We start from the raw sequence: 14454 nt of genomic DNA, 5'->3' as shown, positions 1-14454 counted from the left end.
CCCCAGCCTACTTCCGGTCGCCGAACTGGGCCTCATATCCGGCGCGGGCGCCGCGGTCGGCCTGGCGAACCTGGTCGGGAACGAGCCGGCGCAGCAGTGGGTCGCGCATCCATCCGGGCAGCACGTTGACCCAGCGCAGCACCGGGCCGATGTAGCCGGGGAGCGTGACCTCGAAGCGCGGGCGGATGATGGTGCGCAGCACGGCGGCAGCAACATCCGCTGGCAGGAGCAACTTGGCGGCGCCCGTGGCCGTTCCTGTTGCGAGGGCTGTGTCGACCACGGCGGGCATGATCACGGAGAAGCGGATGGGGGAGCGGTGCAATTCCGCGCGCACGGCTTTGAGGTAACCGAGAACGCCGTGCTTGCTCGCCGCATAGCTCGCCTCGCCCGGGGTGGTCAGGATCGAGGCGGCGGAAGCGATGGTGATGATGTGCCCCGAACCACGGGCCACCATCGCGGGTGCCGCGAGTTTCACGCCGCGGATCACCCCGAGAAGGTTCACCGCGACCTGCCGCTCCGCCGCGGCATCCGGTTCAGCGTCGAAGGGACCGACCCACATGACGCCCGCGTTGTTGACCAGCACGTCGATCGGGCCCCAGGCTGCTTCGACGGTGGTCAGGAAGTCGGCGAAAGACTCCGTGTCGGTGACGTCCAGCTCGAGGCCGAGCAGGATGCCGTCGAGTTCGTCCGCCGTGCGCCTCACCGCGGTGCCGTCGAGGTCCCCGATCGCGACCCTGGCGCCGGCCGAGGCCAGGAGGCTCGCGATTTCGCGGCCGATTCCGTTCGCGCCCCCGGTTACGGCGACCACTGTGCCGGTGAGGTCCGCCGGGCGGGTCATCCGTTCTCCCTGGCGACTGCACGCTCGGTCGTAGCGGAGTGAGCGACGGATCGCTTTCGGCCTCGACCCCGTTCTCGTGCCAGGTCCCAGAGGTAGCGGTCGAAGTCGACCTCCATGGTGTGCCGCGGCGACGTGTAGAACTGGCGCTTGTTGCGCTCGTGGTCTGTGGCCAGTTGTTCGCGGATCTCGTCGTCGGACGGGGCGACGTACTGCCCGCTCAGCATTTCGGCTACCCACGCTCCCTGCGCCTCTGCCAGCGGCATCACCGCGCCGACCGGCTGCACCAGCCCGATGAAGAACAGGCCGGGAAGGTCCGGGTGCACGGTCCGCTTCCACAGCGGCAGCTCGTTGTCCTCCGCGGCGACCAGGGCCGGATCAAGGAACGGGAACGTCACCTTGTATCCCGTCGCCCACACGATCAGGTCGGCCTTCGCGCGGGTGCCGTCGACGAACACCACACCGTCACCGTCGAAGCGCTCGATACCAGGTCGTACGGCGACTCGGCCGGCAGCGATCCGTGCGCGGATGTGATCCGATTGAACCGGATGCGATTGGCCGGGTTTGTGCTGCGGCTTCGGCAACTCGTAGTTGCGAAGGCTGCCCGAGGTGAGCGCCCCGATGCGCAGCCGCAACGCCGTCACCCACCACGGCATCCATCCGGGCAGTGCGACCTGGTCGCTGGGAAACCCGAGAAGGAACTTGCGCAGCACCCACTGGCCACGCCGAATGGAGAGAGCCACGCTGTTCGCGCGGTGGGAACCCTCGACCGCTATGTCCATGGCGGAGTTGCCCGCGCCGACGACGACAACGTCGCGACCGTCCAGTTGGTCGCCCGACCGGTAGTCGTGGGCGTGGAGCTGTTCGCCGTCGAACGTGCCGGGGTAGCTCGGGTCGGGCCACCGTGGGTCCCAGTGATGCCCGTTCGCGACGAGCACCGCATCGTACCTTTCGACCCGTTCACCGTGTGGTCCGCTGATGCGCACCAGCCAGCTGCCGTCGGAGTCGCGGGTGACCTCCTCGACCTGGGTGTCGAAGGTGATGGCGTGCCGAAAACCGAAGTGGTCGACATAGTTCTCGAAGTAGGCGTGCACCTGGTCGTGCCGGGCATAGGCCGGATAGTCGTCGGGCATCGGAAAGTCGGAGAACGCCATCCTGGGGCAGGAGGTGTTGATCTCCAACGTCTCGTAGCAGGCCGACAGGCCGTTCGGGTTGTCGAAGAGCCAGTTGCCGCCGATGGCGCTGCCGCGTTCGAAGCAATCGAATGGCACACCGGCGAGGGAAAGTGCTTTGGCCGCGGCGATCCCTGACGAGCCCGCGCCGATGATGCAGGCGCGAGGCAGGGACGGGTTCACGGGAATGGGCGCCGTCACCGCGTCAGCGAGGTGTTCGGGCTTCACCAAATAGGCCATGGGGGCATTATCACAGTGAAAACTGCTCCACTGCGACGCCACGACTATGTGGGCGGCGGTGCGCGCGGCTACCTGCTCAAGGGCGCGGGCCATGACGACATTGAGCGTGCGCTCGCGACGGTTCAACTTGGCGACCTGTTCAAACTCGGCGTCACCTCCCGCGCCGAGGCCGTCGCCAAAGCGCGGGATGCCGGAATAGGTGAGGCTCCCGACATCGTACTGAACCGGCCGGAGGATCCGGGCACGACCTAGTGAGCGCCGTCGCCCTCCAGCCGGTCGACGAGCATCAGCCCGCGCCGCGCCCATTCGATCTCGCCCTTTGCACGTTCGACCAGCCCCTCGTAGGTGAACCGCTTGTACGCGACCGTGCGCTCTTGCTCTGACTCAGGTGTGGCCGACAAGCGGCGCGCGAGCATTGGATTGTCGCGGGCGTCGATGCGAACCAACTCGCTCTCCCACTGCTCCAGTTCGTATTCCCACTGCTCGACGTGCGCCTTGAGGAACGATCGCGCGGCATCCGGGGTGGTCGCCTCCAGGTAGGCCGCACGAAGATGGGCTGGGTCGCGGACGCGCGAGTACTCCAGCGGGGATTGCATCCAGTCGAGGAAGGCACGCTCCCCGTCATTCGTCTGGTGATACAACCGCCGGATGCCGCGTTCGCCTCGAGCCTGTACCTCAGCTTCGACGAGCCCCTCGCTCTCCATCTTCCGCAGTTCCGGGTAGATCTGAGAATCGGGGGCATGCCAGACATGGCCGACCGAGAGCGAGAACTGCTTCTTGAGCTCATACCCCGACAGCGGGCCGGCGCGGAGCAGGGCGAGGAGCGCGTACCGCAGGCTCACGAGGACCTCCTAGCTGTCGGTCGGTGGAAAGGATGGAGGGGGCCAGGCATCGGCTCGGGCCCCCTCCGACCAGGATGCTGGCCTAGGAGTCGTAGCCGGTGCGCCATCCGCCCTTGTAGGTTGCGCGCGCAACCGACGAGTACGGGACCGGACTGACGACCGCGCGAACCTCGAGCTGCTTGTGCGGCTCCACGGCGGCCTTCTTGGTGCCGCCGTTCGGCTCGCCCCACACGACCTTGAGCTCGGTGCCCTCCGGCACGTTCGGGTCGACCGTCGCGAGGGAGAGCGCGCGGCGCTCGTTGGCGCTGTAACCGGTGAACATCGAGAAGCCGACCACAGTGCCTTCGGCGTCCACGACAGAGTCGTAGTTCGCCGAGCCGTAGTTCGCAAGCGGCAGGTCGAAGAACTTGTAGCTCTCGCCTTCGGCGTCGAACAGCGAGGCGAAGATCTTCGTGACGTCCTCGCCCTCCCAGGCCAGGGTGACCTTCTTGCGTTGCGTCGTGGGGTCGACCTTCTCAAGCGCGTCGCGGCCGATGAAGTCGTGGTCGAACTTGACGAATGTGCCGTATCCGAGCTCCCACGGGGTGAGGTAGTAGTCCTCGATGTTGTCGGAGACGAAGGAACCGGCGAGCGTTCCGGTCGCCTCGTAGCCGTCGGCGGGAAGCCACTCGCGGTAGGCCCGCTCTTCCTCGCCGGTGTAGATGGCAGGCAACGGTGATGGGATCCAGCCGGACTCCAGCGTGTTGGACGGGTAGGCACGGGAGCCGACGGGAACCAGCCCGAATTCGGCTCCGGCGTCCACAATGGCGTCGCGGATGCGGTCGTGGTCGGCGTACGGGCCCCAGATCTCCAGGCCAGGCGCCCCAGCCATCCCGTGACGAAGGGTGCGAACCGTCATCCCGTCGATGGTCATGGTCGACATGTTGAAGAACTTCAGCTGCTCAAGTGGTCCGCCGTTAAGCTTCTCGATGACGGCCCACGCGCTTGGTCCCTGAATCTGGAAGCGGTAGTACTGGCGCGAGACCGAGTGCCCGTACGGGCGGGAGGGGGAGCGACGGTCCACCGTGATGTCGAGGTTCGAGTATCCGCCGGTTTCGCCGTGGAACAGGAGCCAGTTCGCCGCTGGTGAGCGACCAACGTAGACGTATTCGTCCTCCGCTTCGCGGAACAGGATGCCGTCGCCAATGACGTGTCCGGAGGCGGTTGTCGGAACGTACTGCTTCGCCTTGTCGACCGGGAAGACTGCGGTCGAGTTGATCGCCGTGTCGGAGATCAGCTTGATGGCGTCCGACCCCTTCATGAAGAGGTTGTCCATGTGATGCGACTGGTCGTAGAGCACCGCGGTTTGACGCCAGGCGGTCTGCTCCTTGATCCAGTTCTGGAAGTCGGCCGGCACGACAGGGTAGATGTACGAGCCGATCTGCGAGTTACGCAGGAGCTCGACGGGGGACGCCCCGTCCAGCACTTCCTGCAGATTCTTTGGTGTCACGAGGAACCTCTTTTCTTTCGGTGTTGTGGTGTGGCGGTGTACGGATGGGCTAGAACACGACGGTCTGGGAGCCGTGACGGATGACGCGATCCTGGGCGTGCCAGAGCACCGCTCGAGACAAGACGGCGCGTTCGACATCTGCGCCACGGAGCTGCAGGTCGGTGACCGTGTCGGCATGGGTGACGCGGGCGACATCCTGTTCGATGATCGGGCCCTCGTCGAGCTCCTGGGTGACGTAGTGGGACGTCGCGCCGATCAGCTTCACGCCGCGTTCCTTCGCCTTTCGGTAGGGACCGGCGCCGATGAATGCGGGGAGGAACGAGTGGTGGATGTTGATCACGGGAACCCCGACCTGCTCCAGGAAGTCATTGGAGAGAATCTGCATGTATCTGGCAAGCACGACGAAGTCGACGTTGCCGATCAGCAATTTGAGGATCTCGGTTTCGGCCGCGGACTTGTCGGAACTCTGGGAGGGGATGTGGAAGAACGGGATGCCGAAGCTGCGAACATCCTCGGCCGCGTTGATGTGGTTGGAAATCACCATGGGGATGGTGACTGGCAACTCGCCGCGACGGTGACGCCAGAGCAGGTCGAGCAGGCAGTGGTCGGACGTGGAGGCGAGGATCGCCATCCGCTTCGGCGTCGACATGTCGCGCAGGGTCCACTGCAACTGGAACGCGCCCAGTGTCTTCTCAAGGTCGGCCTCGATCTCGGGGATCGCGACGCTGAGGTCCGCACGGTGGAACACGACTCGCTGAAAGAACGCGCCGCCGGTGGGGTCGTCGGTGTACTGGTCGAGAGAGACGATGTTGCCGCGCTGCCGGGTGATCAGGGCTGTGACAGCTGCGACGATGCCCGGTTGGTCGCTACCGTGCACGATCAGGCTGGCATGGTCCAGAGGAAGCGTGATTTCGGGGTGAGTCATCGGATCTTCAACCTTCGCGCCGGCTGAATTCGGTGGCCCAATCGGCAGTCGCGCGCAGGCCGCCGAACGTGTAGAAGTGCAGCTTGACGGTTCCGAGGTCGGCGCCCTCGAGCTGCTGGGTAAGGTCGGCGACGAACTTGTCTGGACCGGCAGTACCCAGCAGGTTGGTCAGCGAGAACCCGTATTTCTGCACGATTCCGGCACTGGATGCCACGCCGAACCGTCGCGCATAGCCGAGCAGCCGCTTGATGCCGGCCGGGCCGGGCACGCCGACTCGGATCGGGAAGTCGATGCCGCGCTCGCGCACCGCCGTGATCCACTCGATCACCGGAGCGGTGTCGAACCCGAACTGGGTGATGATCGTCCCAGTGAGTCCCTGTTCCCGGATCGATGCCGACTTGTCGTCGAGGGCCTTCCAGAGCACGTCGTTCGCGATATCGGGGTGCCCTTCCGGGTAGCCGCTGATGCTGACATGCTTCACGCCGTACCGCTGCAGGATGCCGGTGCGGATGACCTGGAAGGAGTCGGCGTATGGCCCCTCCGGCGTGTGCGGGTCGCCGCCGACGACGAAGACGCTCTCGGTGGCATCCACTTCCTGCAACCGCTGGAGGAACTCCTCAAGTTGGGCCTGCGAGGTCAGGCGGCGTGCCGAGATGTGAGGCACCGGCACGAATCCAGCTTGACGCACAGCGCGGGACGCCCCGACGCGCATGTCGAGGTCTTCGTTGCCCAAGAAGGTGACGTTGATCCGGGCTCCTGATGGGATTCGGCTCTCGGCTTCTTCGAGCCCGGGAACGTCTTTCCCTGTCATCTCCAGGGAGTAGTCCGGGAGCAGAGCAAGCGTTGGGGGAGTTGTTGATGTCACTGATCGAGGTCCTTCCGCTCTCAGCCTGGGCCACCGCGGTGTGTCCCACCTCCGACAATACCTATGTACATAGGTATTGTCGAGTACCTATGTTCATAGTTAATTCGGGAAACTCGTTCAACGCTCCAGGACATAGCGCTCGCGCCCAACGAACCAGCCGACTCCGGCCTGGCCGAGCAGCGCCGCAAGCAGCAGGAGGAGTGGGGCGCTCCATCCGCCTGAAAGCGAGAGCAACCAGCCGAATGCGAATGGACCCATCGCTGCGATGACGTACCCGATTGACTGGGCCATCCCGGATAACGCTGACGCAAGAGCCTGCGTGCGAGCGCGCTGGGCCATCAGCGTCAGCGTCATGCCGAGGGACGACCCGCTTGACAGACCAGACAGGCAGGCCCAGATGAGTAGGCCGTGCGGGGCGAGAATGAAGCCCAGGGTTCCGATGATGGCGAGCGTCGGGAGGAAGATCGGCACCCACCGAATCGCCCTCCCGCGGAGAATGAACGGGACTGCGAGCGCTCCGACGACGCTCATGATCTGGAACATCATGACGTCGAATCCCGCGACGGTCTCGCTGCGACCAACGGATGTCGAGAGAGTGGCGAGCCAAGTGACCAGCATGTAGAACGCTGAAGACTGCAGCCCCGTGTAAACGGCGATCTGCCAGGCGAGGGCGTCCGACCAGATTCCGGTGCGTTGACGACGGCCCGACGTCAGCCCCGTCTTCGGGTTCTCACCACCACGACGACTCGCCCAGGCCCACAACACGACTGCGAGGGGCAGCAGGATGCCTGTTGCCACCAGTGCGGTGCGCCACCCCCACGTCTGCCCACCCACATCGACGTGCGAGATCGGCACGACCACGCCGGAGGCGATTGCCCCGACGCCGCCGAGCAGGGCGGTGTAGATCGCCATCACCGCCGGAACGCGCCCGGGAAATCCCTGCTTCACCACGGCGGGCATCAGCACGTTCGCGATGGCGAGCGCAACGCCGATGAGCACCGTGCCGATCCAGACGTTGGCGGCCGGGCCGGCGACAGAGCGCCAGATGGTTCCGAGCGCGAGAATCAGCAGGGACCAGAGGATGACCCGGGACAGGCCGAACCGCTGACTCAGGTCGTGGGCAAAGGGTGACACCAGCGCCCACGCGATCAGTGGCACCGCGACCAGGAGGCCCAACGTTGCCATGTCTGTGCCGAGGCCGACACTGATCTGTTCGAGTAATGGGCCGATACCGGTGATCGTCGCCCGCATGTTGGCAGCGATGACGCACACCGCCAGGAAGAGGAAGACCGTCGGCCGGGGATCGCTTCGAGCCGTCCTCTCCACCTGCGCCCCCTGGACTGAAGTTATGAAGGAATGGGCTCCCACTCAATCGAGCGGGAGCCCATCCGAAGCGGACCTAAGTCCTCAGTGCGCCTGTGCCGCCAGGGCCTCGAGATCCAGGTGGGAGATGGAACGGGTGTCCTGGAAGGCACGAATTCCGTGGATGCCCTGTTCGCGACCCATGCCGGACTGCTTCATGCCGCCGAACGGCGCGCGCAGGTCGAGGCGCGGTGCGCCGTGGTCGTTGACCCAGACGTAACCGCATACGAGTTGGCTTCCGACGCGGTTCGCCGCGTCGGCATCGGCGGTCCAGACGGATCCGCACAGCCCACTCCAGGTGTCGTTGGCCCAGGCGACCGCCTCCTCCTCGGTGTCGAAGGGGATGATCGGGATGACGGGTCCGAACTGCTCCTGGGTGACGACCCGCAGTTGCGGGTCGGGATCGATCACCATGGCGGGGCGGAGGAAGTTTCCGCCCTGAAGGTCCGGGTCGCTCGGCAGCTCGCCGAACTCGCGCACGTCGGCGCCTGCGGCTTTAGCCTCCTCGATGATGTCTGTCACGAAGGCTTTCTGCGCAGGCGCGTGCAGCGGTCCCATGGTGGTGCTCTCGTCGAGGCCGTAACCGATCACGACCTTCTCCAGTCGCTCGGTGAGGCCGGCAACCAGTTCGTCCAGCCGGGAACGGTGCACATAGACGCGTTTCGCGTTCATGCAGATCTGCCCGGTGGTGTCGTAGATCCCGGCGTACAGGCGGTCCAGGTGCGCGTCGTCGAGGATGGCATCCTCAAGGATCACGGCCGCATCGTTCCCGCCAAGCTCCAGGGTGATCCGGGACAACGACTTCGATGCCATCTCCATCATCCGCTTGCCGCCGCCGACGCTGCCGGTGAAGCACACCTTCGCAATGTCCCTGCTGGTGATCAGCTGTGACATGTTCTCGTCCTTGCCGGTGATGACGTTCAGCACGCCCGGCGGTAGCTTCTCGGCGATGCGCTGCACCACGCGGGTGGTGGCAAGCGGGGTGGTGGGCGGTGGTTTGACGATCGTGGTGTTGCCGGCCAGCAACGCATGCGGCAGGGAAGCACCCAGGATCGCGATCGGCCAGTTGTACGGGACGATGATCGTCACCGGCCCCAACGACTGGTATTGGACCGTGGTGGTCACCGGGATCCCGGGCGCCGACTCCAGCACCTGCGTGGCATCCACCTCGTCGGTGTGCATCAGGGCCAGGTTCCAGCGGATCTCGAACACCAGCGCGTCGATCCACGCCTCCATCCGCACCTTCCCATTCTCCTGGGACAGGATGGCGGCGTCCTCGTCGCGCAGGTCGGCGATGCCCTCGATGGCGGTCCGCATTGCAGCGGCTCGCTCCTGGGCGGTCAGCGCCGACCAGGCCGGGTACGCATCCTTGGCCGCAGCGATCGCATCATCGACGTCCGCCGCGCTGGCCGCTGCGGCATGCCCGACCACCAGGCCCGGTTTTCCAGGATCAGCCACCGCAAGGGTCTCGGCCGTGTTCCTGGCCTCGCCCCCGATGTACAAGCCGGTGGTGACCGGGGCGGTTGTGCTCAATGTGTCAGTCATCTCTCACACCTCTCTGTGCTCTTCGAGTTGTCTTGGACTCCGAACGGGTCGTGTTCAGACCTGGGTCGAGACCATCCAACCACCATTCACGGTGATGTTGGCAGGGCCTTCAGGGGCGAGGAGTAGCAATTTGGTCGCTGCCGTCGACCGCCGGTGTGCCGTGGGTGTGGAATGTCTCGATGGTTTTCATGCCCCAGGCCTGGCCCTTCTTGCGCTCCTCCTCGCTCCACTCCACGACCGGAGAGTCGGGGTCGAGCAGCAGGCGGGCGCCCGAGTTGGTGAACTCGATCCGGTTGCCTCCCGGCTCCCACACATAGAGGAAGAAGGTCTGGTTGATGGCGTGCTTGTGAGGGCCGGATTCGATATGGATCCCGTTCTCGAGGAAGATGTCGGCGGCCTTCAGTATGTCCTCACGGGTGTCTGTCGCGAACGCGATGTGGTGGAGGCGCCCACTGCTTCCGGTCCAGTCGCCCGAGTAGACGATGTCGTACGACTTGTTGTTGAAGTGGAACCACCACGCCGCGTACCGGCCGGAGTCCAGGCGGATCCGTTCGCTCTCGCGTCCGACGAGCGCGTCACGGACGAATTCGCCGTTCGCCTCGACGTTCTGGGCGAGGTAGTTGATGTGGTCGAGGCGTCGTGCGTTCACGCCGACCCCCGGGTAGCGCGACGCCTGGTTCTTCAGCGCCGGCTTGTCGTCGGTGGCGACGTACCGCTCGGTCTCGTAGTAGATCTCCATCGGGTGGCCGTCAGGATCGGTGAAGGCGTAGCTGGGGCCAACCCCCTGCTCGCCGTCACGCCAGCCGAGCCCGAACCCGGTCGCCTCGATCTCTGCGACTCGGCGCTCGAGTGACTCCTGGTTCGTGGTACGGAAGGTGAGTCGGCCGACGCCGGCCTTGTCGGAAGCGGTGAGCTTGATCGTGTAGCGCTGGTACTCGTCCCAGCAGCGCAGGAAGACGGAGTCGCCGTCTTCGGCGACCACGCGCATGGCGAGCAGGTCTCGAAAGAACCAGAGGCTCTCATCGAAGGTGGGTGTGAACAACTCGACGTTGCCGAGGTGGGCGATATCGAATGATGTGTGGTGGGTCATGCGCGGTCCTCTCGAAAATGCGGATCGGTGTTAGAGCCTGGGGCGGGGAAAGACGAGACCGTCAAAGATCTTGCGCGCCGTGCGCAGGGCTGCTGAGCGCGTGACCGTCCAGCTGCCGCCGGATGCCTCGACTGTGACATCCACGTCGAAGTGGCCGGTCGGATGCTCGATCGAGAACGGTTCGCCCGCTGTGGGCAGCGCTGCCAGCGTGTGCCCCACGGTTCCTTCCGGGATGATGCCGGCGGCGACCGTGAGGGCGCCCAGCACTCCGATCGAGCTGTGCACCCGATGCGGCAGGAAGCTGCGCGTGGAGATGGCGCCTCCCGCGCTGGGTGCGGAGAGCAGCACCAGTTTCGGTACGGTCGCCTCCGAGACGTCTCCCATGCCCATGAGTTCCGCGGCGGCGAACCGGATCCGTTCGAGTCGTGAGGTGAGCGCCGCATCGTTCTCGAGGTCGGCTGGCGGCTCCGTGCCGGTCACGCCGAGATCCTGGGCTCGAATGAGCACGCTGGGCATCCCGTTGTCGACGCAGGTCACCTGAATGCCGTCGGCCTCGTCCACCAGGTGTCCGGTGGGAAACAGCGAACCGGTCGACGACCCTGCCGTGCCGTCGAAGTCGAGGGCGATCGCGCCGGCGGTTCCGGGCACGCCGTCGATCGCGAGGTCGCCGTCGTAGTCCACGACACCTCCCGGCGTCGCGAACGTCGCGGTCGCGGTGCTGCCGGTGTTGGTCATGTTGATGCGCACGCTGGTGCGGTCGCCTGTCGGGGTGACGAGCCCGCGCTCGACCGCGAATGGTCCGATGCCGGCGAGGATATTGCCGCAATTCTGGCGGTCGGTGACGAACGCCTCGTCGACGCCGAGTTGCAGGAAGAGGTAGTCGACGTCGATGCCGGGGGAGTCCGACGGCGACACGACGGCCACCTTGCTGGTCAGCGGATGCGCTCCACCCAGGCCGTCGATCTGTCGCGCATCAGGGGTGCCCATGATGCGCATCAGCAAGTCATCCCGTTCTGCGGGATCGGAGGGCAGGTCTGATGCGAGAAAGTACGCCCCCTTCGACGTTCCACCCCGCAGGTGGAGGCAAGGGATGCCGCTACCGGGAACCATGCTCCGCCTCATAGTCCGCCTCGGTGACGTACACGACTCCAAGTCCCTCCAGCACCGGCCGCAACTTGTTGCGATCGAGGCTCAACTCGCCGCGCTGGTATGCCGAACGAGACTCCGCCTCCTTGGCGACCCTGGCGTCGGACGCCGCGACGACGGCGGAAGCCTCAGCACGTGGCACGCAGAGCACACCGTCATCGTCGGCCACGATCACGTCTCCGGGCCGCACGATCGCCCCGCCGACGCTAACCGGCACGTTGACCGAACCCGGGGTCGCCTTAACGGTGCCCTGCGCGTTCGCCGCGCCGGCCCACACCGGAAAGTCCATTGCGCGCAGGTCCGCCACGTCCCGCACGCCCCCAGTGGTGATGAGCCCGCGCACACCGCGCCGCTGCAGCGCAGTGGCGAAGAGCTCACCGAAGGAACCGTCGAGGGACGGCGAGACAGTGGTGACGACGAGTATGTCGCCGGCCTGGCACTGCTCGACCGCCGCATGGATCATAAGGTTGTCACCCGGCCAGCACAGCACGGTCACCGCCGAGCCCGCAATGCGGGTGCCGTCCTGGATCGGCCGGAGCGACGTGCCGACAAGCCCGGTGCGTCCCATCGCCTCGTGGGCGGTGGCGACGCCGTGCGCGCCGAGGGCCGCAATGACCGTCGCATCCGCCCGGGTGATGTCGGTGACGATGACCGGGCTCATCGGAGGACGTCCGTGACCTGGGGGTAGTAGCGCATGTACGCCTCGCCCATGGTGTCGACGGGCAGGCCGAGATTCGGCCCCGCGTTGCGTTTGAGTTGAACACCGCGACGTACGGCGAGCGACGTGTAGTACTCCCACATGTGCCGTTGGGCGGGCAGGCATTCCATCGCACGCTGTTTGGCGGGGAAGGAGTCGGTGATGTCGAGCAGCACGTCCGGCTTGAAGTCGCATTGTTCCGGCTGGTGCGGCTCGAAAAAGAATACGGGTGGCGCACCCAGCACTTCGCCTGGAGCGTCGTAGCCGATCGCCTGGGCGAGGATGCGTGCCTCGATCGCGATGCGCGCGGCGGCAGCGTGGTCGCCGTTGTATGGATCGAGCAGCGGGTGCGTCAACACCACGGTGGGCTGAACGCGCCGATATACCTGCACGAGCTGGTCGAGCAACTCACGAGTCTGGATGAGCGGGTAGTCGCCGGCGTCGAGGAATTCGATCTCGGCTCCGAGCGCCGCTGCCGCCGCTTCAGCCTCTTCGCGGCGGATCGCCTTGATCTCGTCCAGGCTCTTGCCTGCGAGCCACTGGCTGGCTGATTCGCCTCGCTCCCCGTAGGTGAGGCAGATGATTACGACGCGCTCGCCTCTGGCGACGGCTGCGGCGATCGCCCCTCCCGCACGCCAGACGAAGTCTCCTGCGTGCGCGCTCACAACCAAAACTGATCGTTCTGCACTCGTCATGATGTGGGTCCTCTCCGGGCGGATGTCGCTGTCGTCACATCCGGTATTCAGGCTGTGGACGATGCCAGACAATCACGGTCTAGTCTTATGGTCAAGGTGTACGATACATTATTGTCACCAATATCGGTTGCACGCCAGCGGTGGCGCCATGCAGCCAGGCAAACAGGACGAGGGAGTTCACCGTGCCGATTTCACTTCAGCAGGCCATTGATTTGGCGGGTTCAGCCGTTGGCCTCTTGCGAAATTCGCAAGCTCGCCCCCACGTGTTCCCGGTCACGCCGGAGTTCAGCAACTGGCGCTCCGAGCAGCATTCGTGGCGGAGCTCCTGCGCCCTGCTCGATCAATCGCATCACATGACCGATCTGTTCCTGCGAGGCCCTGACGCCGAAAAGCTGCTGCGAGGGCTTGCGGTCAACAGCTTCGCGAACTTCCCGGTCGACCGGGCAAAGCAGTTCATCGCCGTCAACGACGACGGCCACCTCATCGGCGACGCCATTCTTGCCCACCTCGACAGCGACTACTACGACCTCGTCGGGCACCCAATGGTCATCGATTGGGTACAGTTCCATGCCGAGACCGGTGGCTTCGATGTCGAGTTCGAGCGTGACGGCAACTCGATCGTGCGGGCCGGTGACCCCACGCTGTACCGGTACGAGTTGCAGGGTCCGACCGCCCCCGCCATCGTCGAGAAGCTCATCGGCGGTCCGGTGCCGGCGATCGGGTTCTTCCACATGGGTCGGTTTCCCATGGCGGGGCTCGAGGTCCGGGCCATTCGCCACGGCATGGCCGGCCAGCCCGGCTATGAATTGTTCGGCCCCTGGGCGGACAGTGGTCGGGTACGCGATGCCCTGCTCGAGGCAGGCGCAGAGTACGGGCTGACACCGGTCGGAGCCAAGGGGTACTCAACGGCAAACCTCGAATCCGGCTGGGTTCCATCGCCGGTGCCGGCGATCTTCTCGGGCGAGGCGACCCGTCCCTATCGCCAGTGGCTCCCTGCCACCAGCGCCGGTTCGCTCGGCGGGAGCTTCGACTTGCCGAACATCGAGGACTATTACCTGACGCCGTACGACCTCGACTACGGTCGGTCCGTGGCATTCGACCATGATTTCGTGGGCCGCGAGGCGCTGGAGAAGCTGGCGGCTTCATCCCACCGCGCCAAAATGACGCTCGTCTGGAATCCCGACGACGTAAAGAGCGTTCTCGGCTCTCTGGTCGAACCAGGTTTGCCCGCCAAGTACCTGGACCTGCCCAAGGCCCGTTACGCCTTGTACCAGGTCGACCAGGTGCTCCGCGACGGCAGGCCAATCGGCCAATCGTTCGACTGCGGCTACCTCGCCAACGAGCAGTCGTTCGTGTCCCTGGCGACACTCGAAGCCGGCAGCGTCCGGATTGGCGACGAAGTCACCGTTCTGTGGGGTGAGAGTCCCAACTCCACGAAGCCCCAGGTGGAGCCCCATCGTCAGGTTGAAGTGCGCGCAACCGTGGCGCCTGCCCCGTTCGTCCAGTTCGCCAGGGAAAGCTACCGCACCACCTAGCCATCGCAGCACCCAT

The 14454-nt window shown here is 65.4% G+C and carries 14 protein-coding genes; 2 read left to right on the top strand and 12 right to left on the bottom strand.

All coding sequences use genetic code 11. The annotated features are described in order from the left end of the window. Positions 1 to 7: 7 nt before the first annotated feature. Positions 8 to 838 carry an SDR family oxidoreductase gene (locus tag ACX3O0_RS06200; RefSeq protein WP_459091946.1) on the bottom strand — a complete coding sequence of 277 codons (831 nt, stop codon included), beginning with the start codon at positions 836 to 838 and terminating at the stop codon, positions 8 to 10. Further along, complete coding sequence (locus ACX3O0_RS06195) at positions 835 to 2247, bottom strand: flavin-containing monooxygenase (protein WP_459107140.1); 1413 nt, start codon at positions 2245 to 2247, stop codon at positions 835 to 837. The genes ACX3O0_RS06200 and ACX3O0_RS06195 overlap by 4 nt, the downstream gene beginning before the upstream one ends. Positions 2248 to 2262: 15 nt before the next feature. Here ACX3O0_RS06195 and ACX3O0_RS06190 point away from each other — a divergent pair, with 15 nt between their 5' ends. Beyond that, a complete protein-coding gene (locus ACX3O0_RS06190) occupies positions 2263 to 2499 on the top strand; it encodes a hypothetical protein (protein ID WP_459107139.1) in 237 nt (78 codons plus the stop codon). On the opposite strand, the gene ACX3O0_RS06185 is transcribed toward ACX3O0_RS06190, so the two are convergent. From ACX3O0_RS06185 to ACX3O0_RS06140, 10 genes are all read right to left on the bottom strand, one after another. Next, positions 2496 to 3089 (bottom strand): PadR family transcriptional regulator, encoded by a 594-nt coding sequence (locus ACX3O0_RS06185; protein WP_459107138.1) that lies wholly within the window; start codon positions 3087 to 3089, stop codon positions 2496 to 2498. The two genes, ACX3O0_RS06190 and ACX3O0_RS06185, sit on opposite strands and share 4 nt — an antisense overlap. An 82-nt stretch (positions 3090 to 3171) precedes the next feature. Then, positions 3172 to 4578: a vanillate/3-O-methylgallate O-demethylase gene (ligM, locus tag ACX3O0_RS06180; RefSeq protein WP_459107137.1), complete on the bottom strand. Its 1407-nt coding sequence runs from the start codon at positions 4576 to 4578 to the stop codon at positions 3172 to 3174. Between the two features lie 49 nt (positions 4579 to 4627). Then, positions 4628 to 5503 carry a formyltetrahydrofolate deformylase gene (gene purU / locus ACX3O0_RS06175; protein ID WP_459091974.1) on the bottom strand — a complete coding sequence of 292 codons (876 nt, stop codon included), beginning with the start codon at positions 5501 to 5503 and terminating at the stop codon, positions 4628 to 4630. A gap of 7 nt (positions 5504 to 5510) precedes the next feature. Then, positions 5511 to 6368 (bottom strand): methylenetetrahydrofolate reductase, encoded by an 858-nt coding sequence (locus ACX3O0_RS06170; RefSeq protein WP_459107136.1) that lies wholly within the window; start codon positions 6366 to 6368, stop codon positions 5511 to 5513. 117 nt (positions 6369 to 6485) lie between these two features. Beyond that, the gene (locus ACX3O0_RS06165; RefSeq protein WP_459107135.1) at positions 6486 to 7694 is read right to left on the bottom strand and encodes an MFS transporter; all 1209 of its coding nucleotides are present in this window, start codon (positions 7692 to 7694) and stop codon (positions 6486 to 6488) included. Positions 7695 to 7775: 81 nt separating this feature from the next. Continuing rightward, a complete protein-coding gene (locus tag ACX3O0_RS06160; RefSeq protein ID WP_459107134.1) occupies positions 7776 to 9275 on the bottom strand; it encodes an aldehyde dehydrogenase family protein in 1500 nt (499 codons plus the stop codon). A gap of 109 nt (positions 9276 to 9384) precedes the next feature. Next, positions 9385 to 10365, bottom strand: coding sequence for a VOC family protein (locus ACX3O0_RS06155; protein WP_459107133.1), 981 nt, complete (start codon positions 10363 to 10365; stop codon positions 9385 to 9387). A gap of 30 nt (positions 10366 to 10395) precedes the next feature. Further along, positions 10396 to 11475, bottom strand: a complete 1080-nt coding sequence (locus tag ACX3O0_RS06150; RefSeq protein WP_459107132.1) for a 4-oxalomesaconate tautomerase — start codon at positions 11473 to 11475, stop codon at positions 10396 to 10398. Continuing rightward, entirely contained in the window at positions 11462 to 12172 is a 711-nt protein-coding gene (locus ACX3O0_RS06145) for a 4-carboxy-4-hydroxy-2-oxoadipate aldolase/oxaloacetate decarboxylase (RefSeq protein ID WP_459107131.1), read from the bottom strand. Before ACX3O0_RS06145 ends, ACX3O0_RS06150 begins: the two co-directional genes overlap by 14 nt. Next, complete coding sequence (locus ACX3O0_RS06140) at positions 12169 to 12873, bottom strand: PIG-L deacetylase family protein (protein ID WP_459107130.1); 705 nt, start codon at positions 12871 to 12873, stop codon at positions 12169 to 12171. Before ACX3O0_RS06140 ends, ACX3O0_RS06145 begins: the two co-directional genes overlap by 4 nt. 170 nt (positions 12874 to 13043) lie before the next feature. On the opposite strand from ACX3O0_RS06140, the gene ACX3O0_RS06135 reads away from it, so the two are divergent. Beyond that, positions 13044 to 14438 (top strand): aminomethyl transferase family protein, encoded by a 1395-nt coding sequence (locus ACX3O0_RS06135; protein WP_459107129.1) that lies wholly within the window; start codon positions 13044 to 13046, stop codon positions 14436 to 14438. Positions 14439 to 14454: the final 16 nt, after the last annotated feature.

It is taken from the genome of Homoserinimonas sp. A447, from assembly GCF_054489325.1.
This window is presented reverse-complemented; position numbering and strand designations above follow the sequence as displayed.

Bases quoted from the DNA above. Each gene is read 5' to 3' on its own strand.
- ACX3O0_RS06200 (WP_459091946.1), bottom strand. From the start codon at position 838: ATGACCCGCCCGGCGGACCTCACCGGCACAGTGGTCGCCGTAACCGGG.
- ACX3O0_RS06195 (WP_459107140.1), bottom strand. From the start codon at position 2,247: ATGGCCTATTTGGTGAAGCCCGAACACCTCGCTGACGCGGTGACGGCG.
- ACX3O0_RS06155 (WP_459107133.1), bottom strand. From the start codon at position 10,365: ATGACCCACCACACATCATTCGATATCGCCCACCTCGGCAACGTCGAG.
- ACX3O0_RS06150 (WP_459107132.1), bottom strand. From the start codon at position 11,475: ATGGTTCCCGGTAGCGGCATCCCTTGCCTCCACCTGCGGGGTGGAACG.
- purU (WP_459091974.1), bottom strand. From the start codon at position 5,503: ATGACTCACCCCGAAATCACGCTTCCTCTGGACCATGCCAGCCTGATC.
- ACX3O0_RS06160 (WP_459107134.1), bottom strand. From the start codon at position 9,275: ATGACTGACACATTGAGCACAACCGCCCCGGTCACCACCGGCTTGTAC.
- ACX3O0_RS06145 (WP_459107131.1), bottom strand. From the start codon at position 12,172: ATGAGCCCGGTCATCGTCACCGACATCACCCGGGCGGATGCGACGGTC.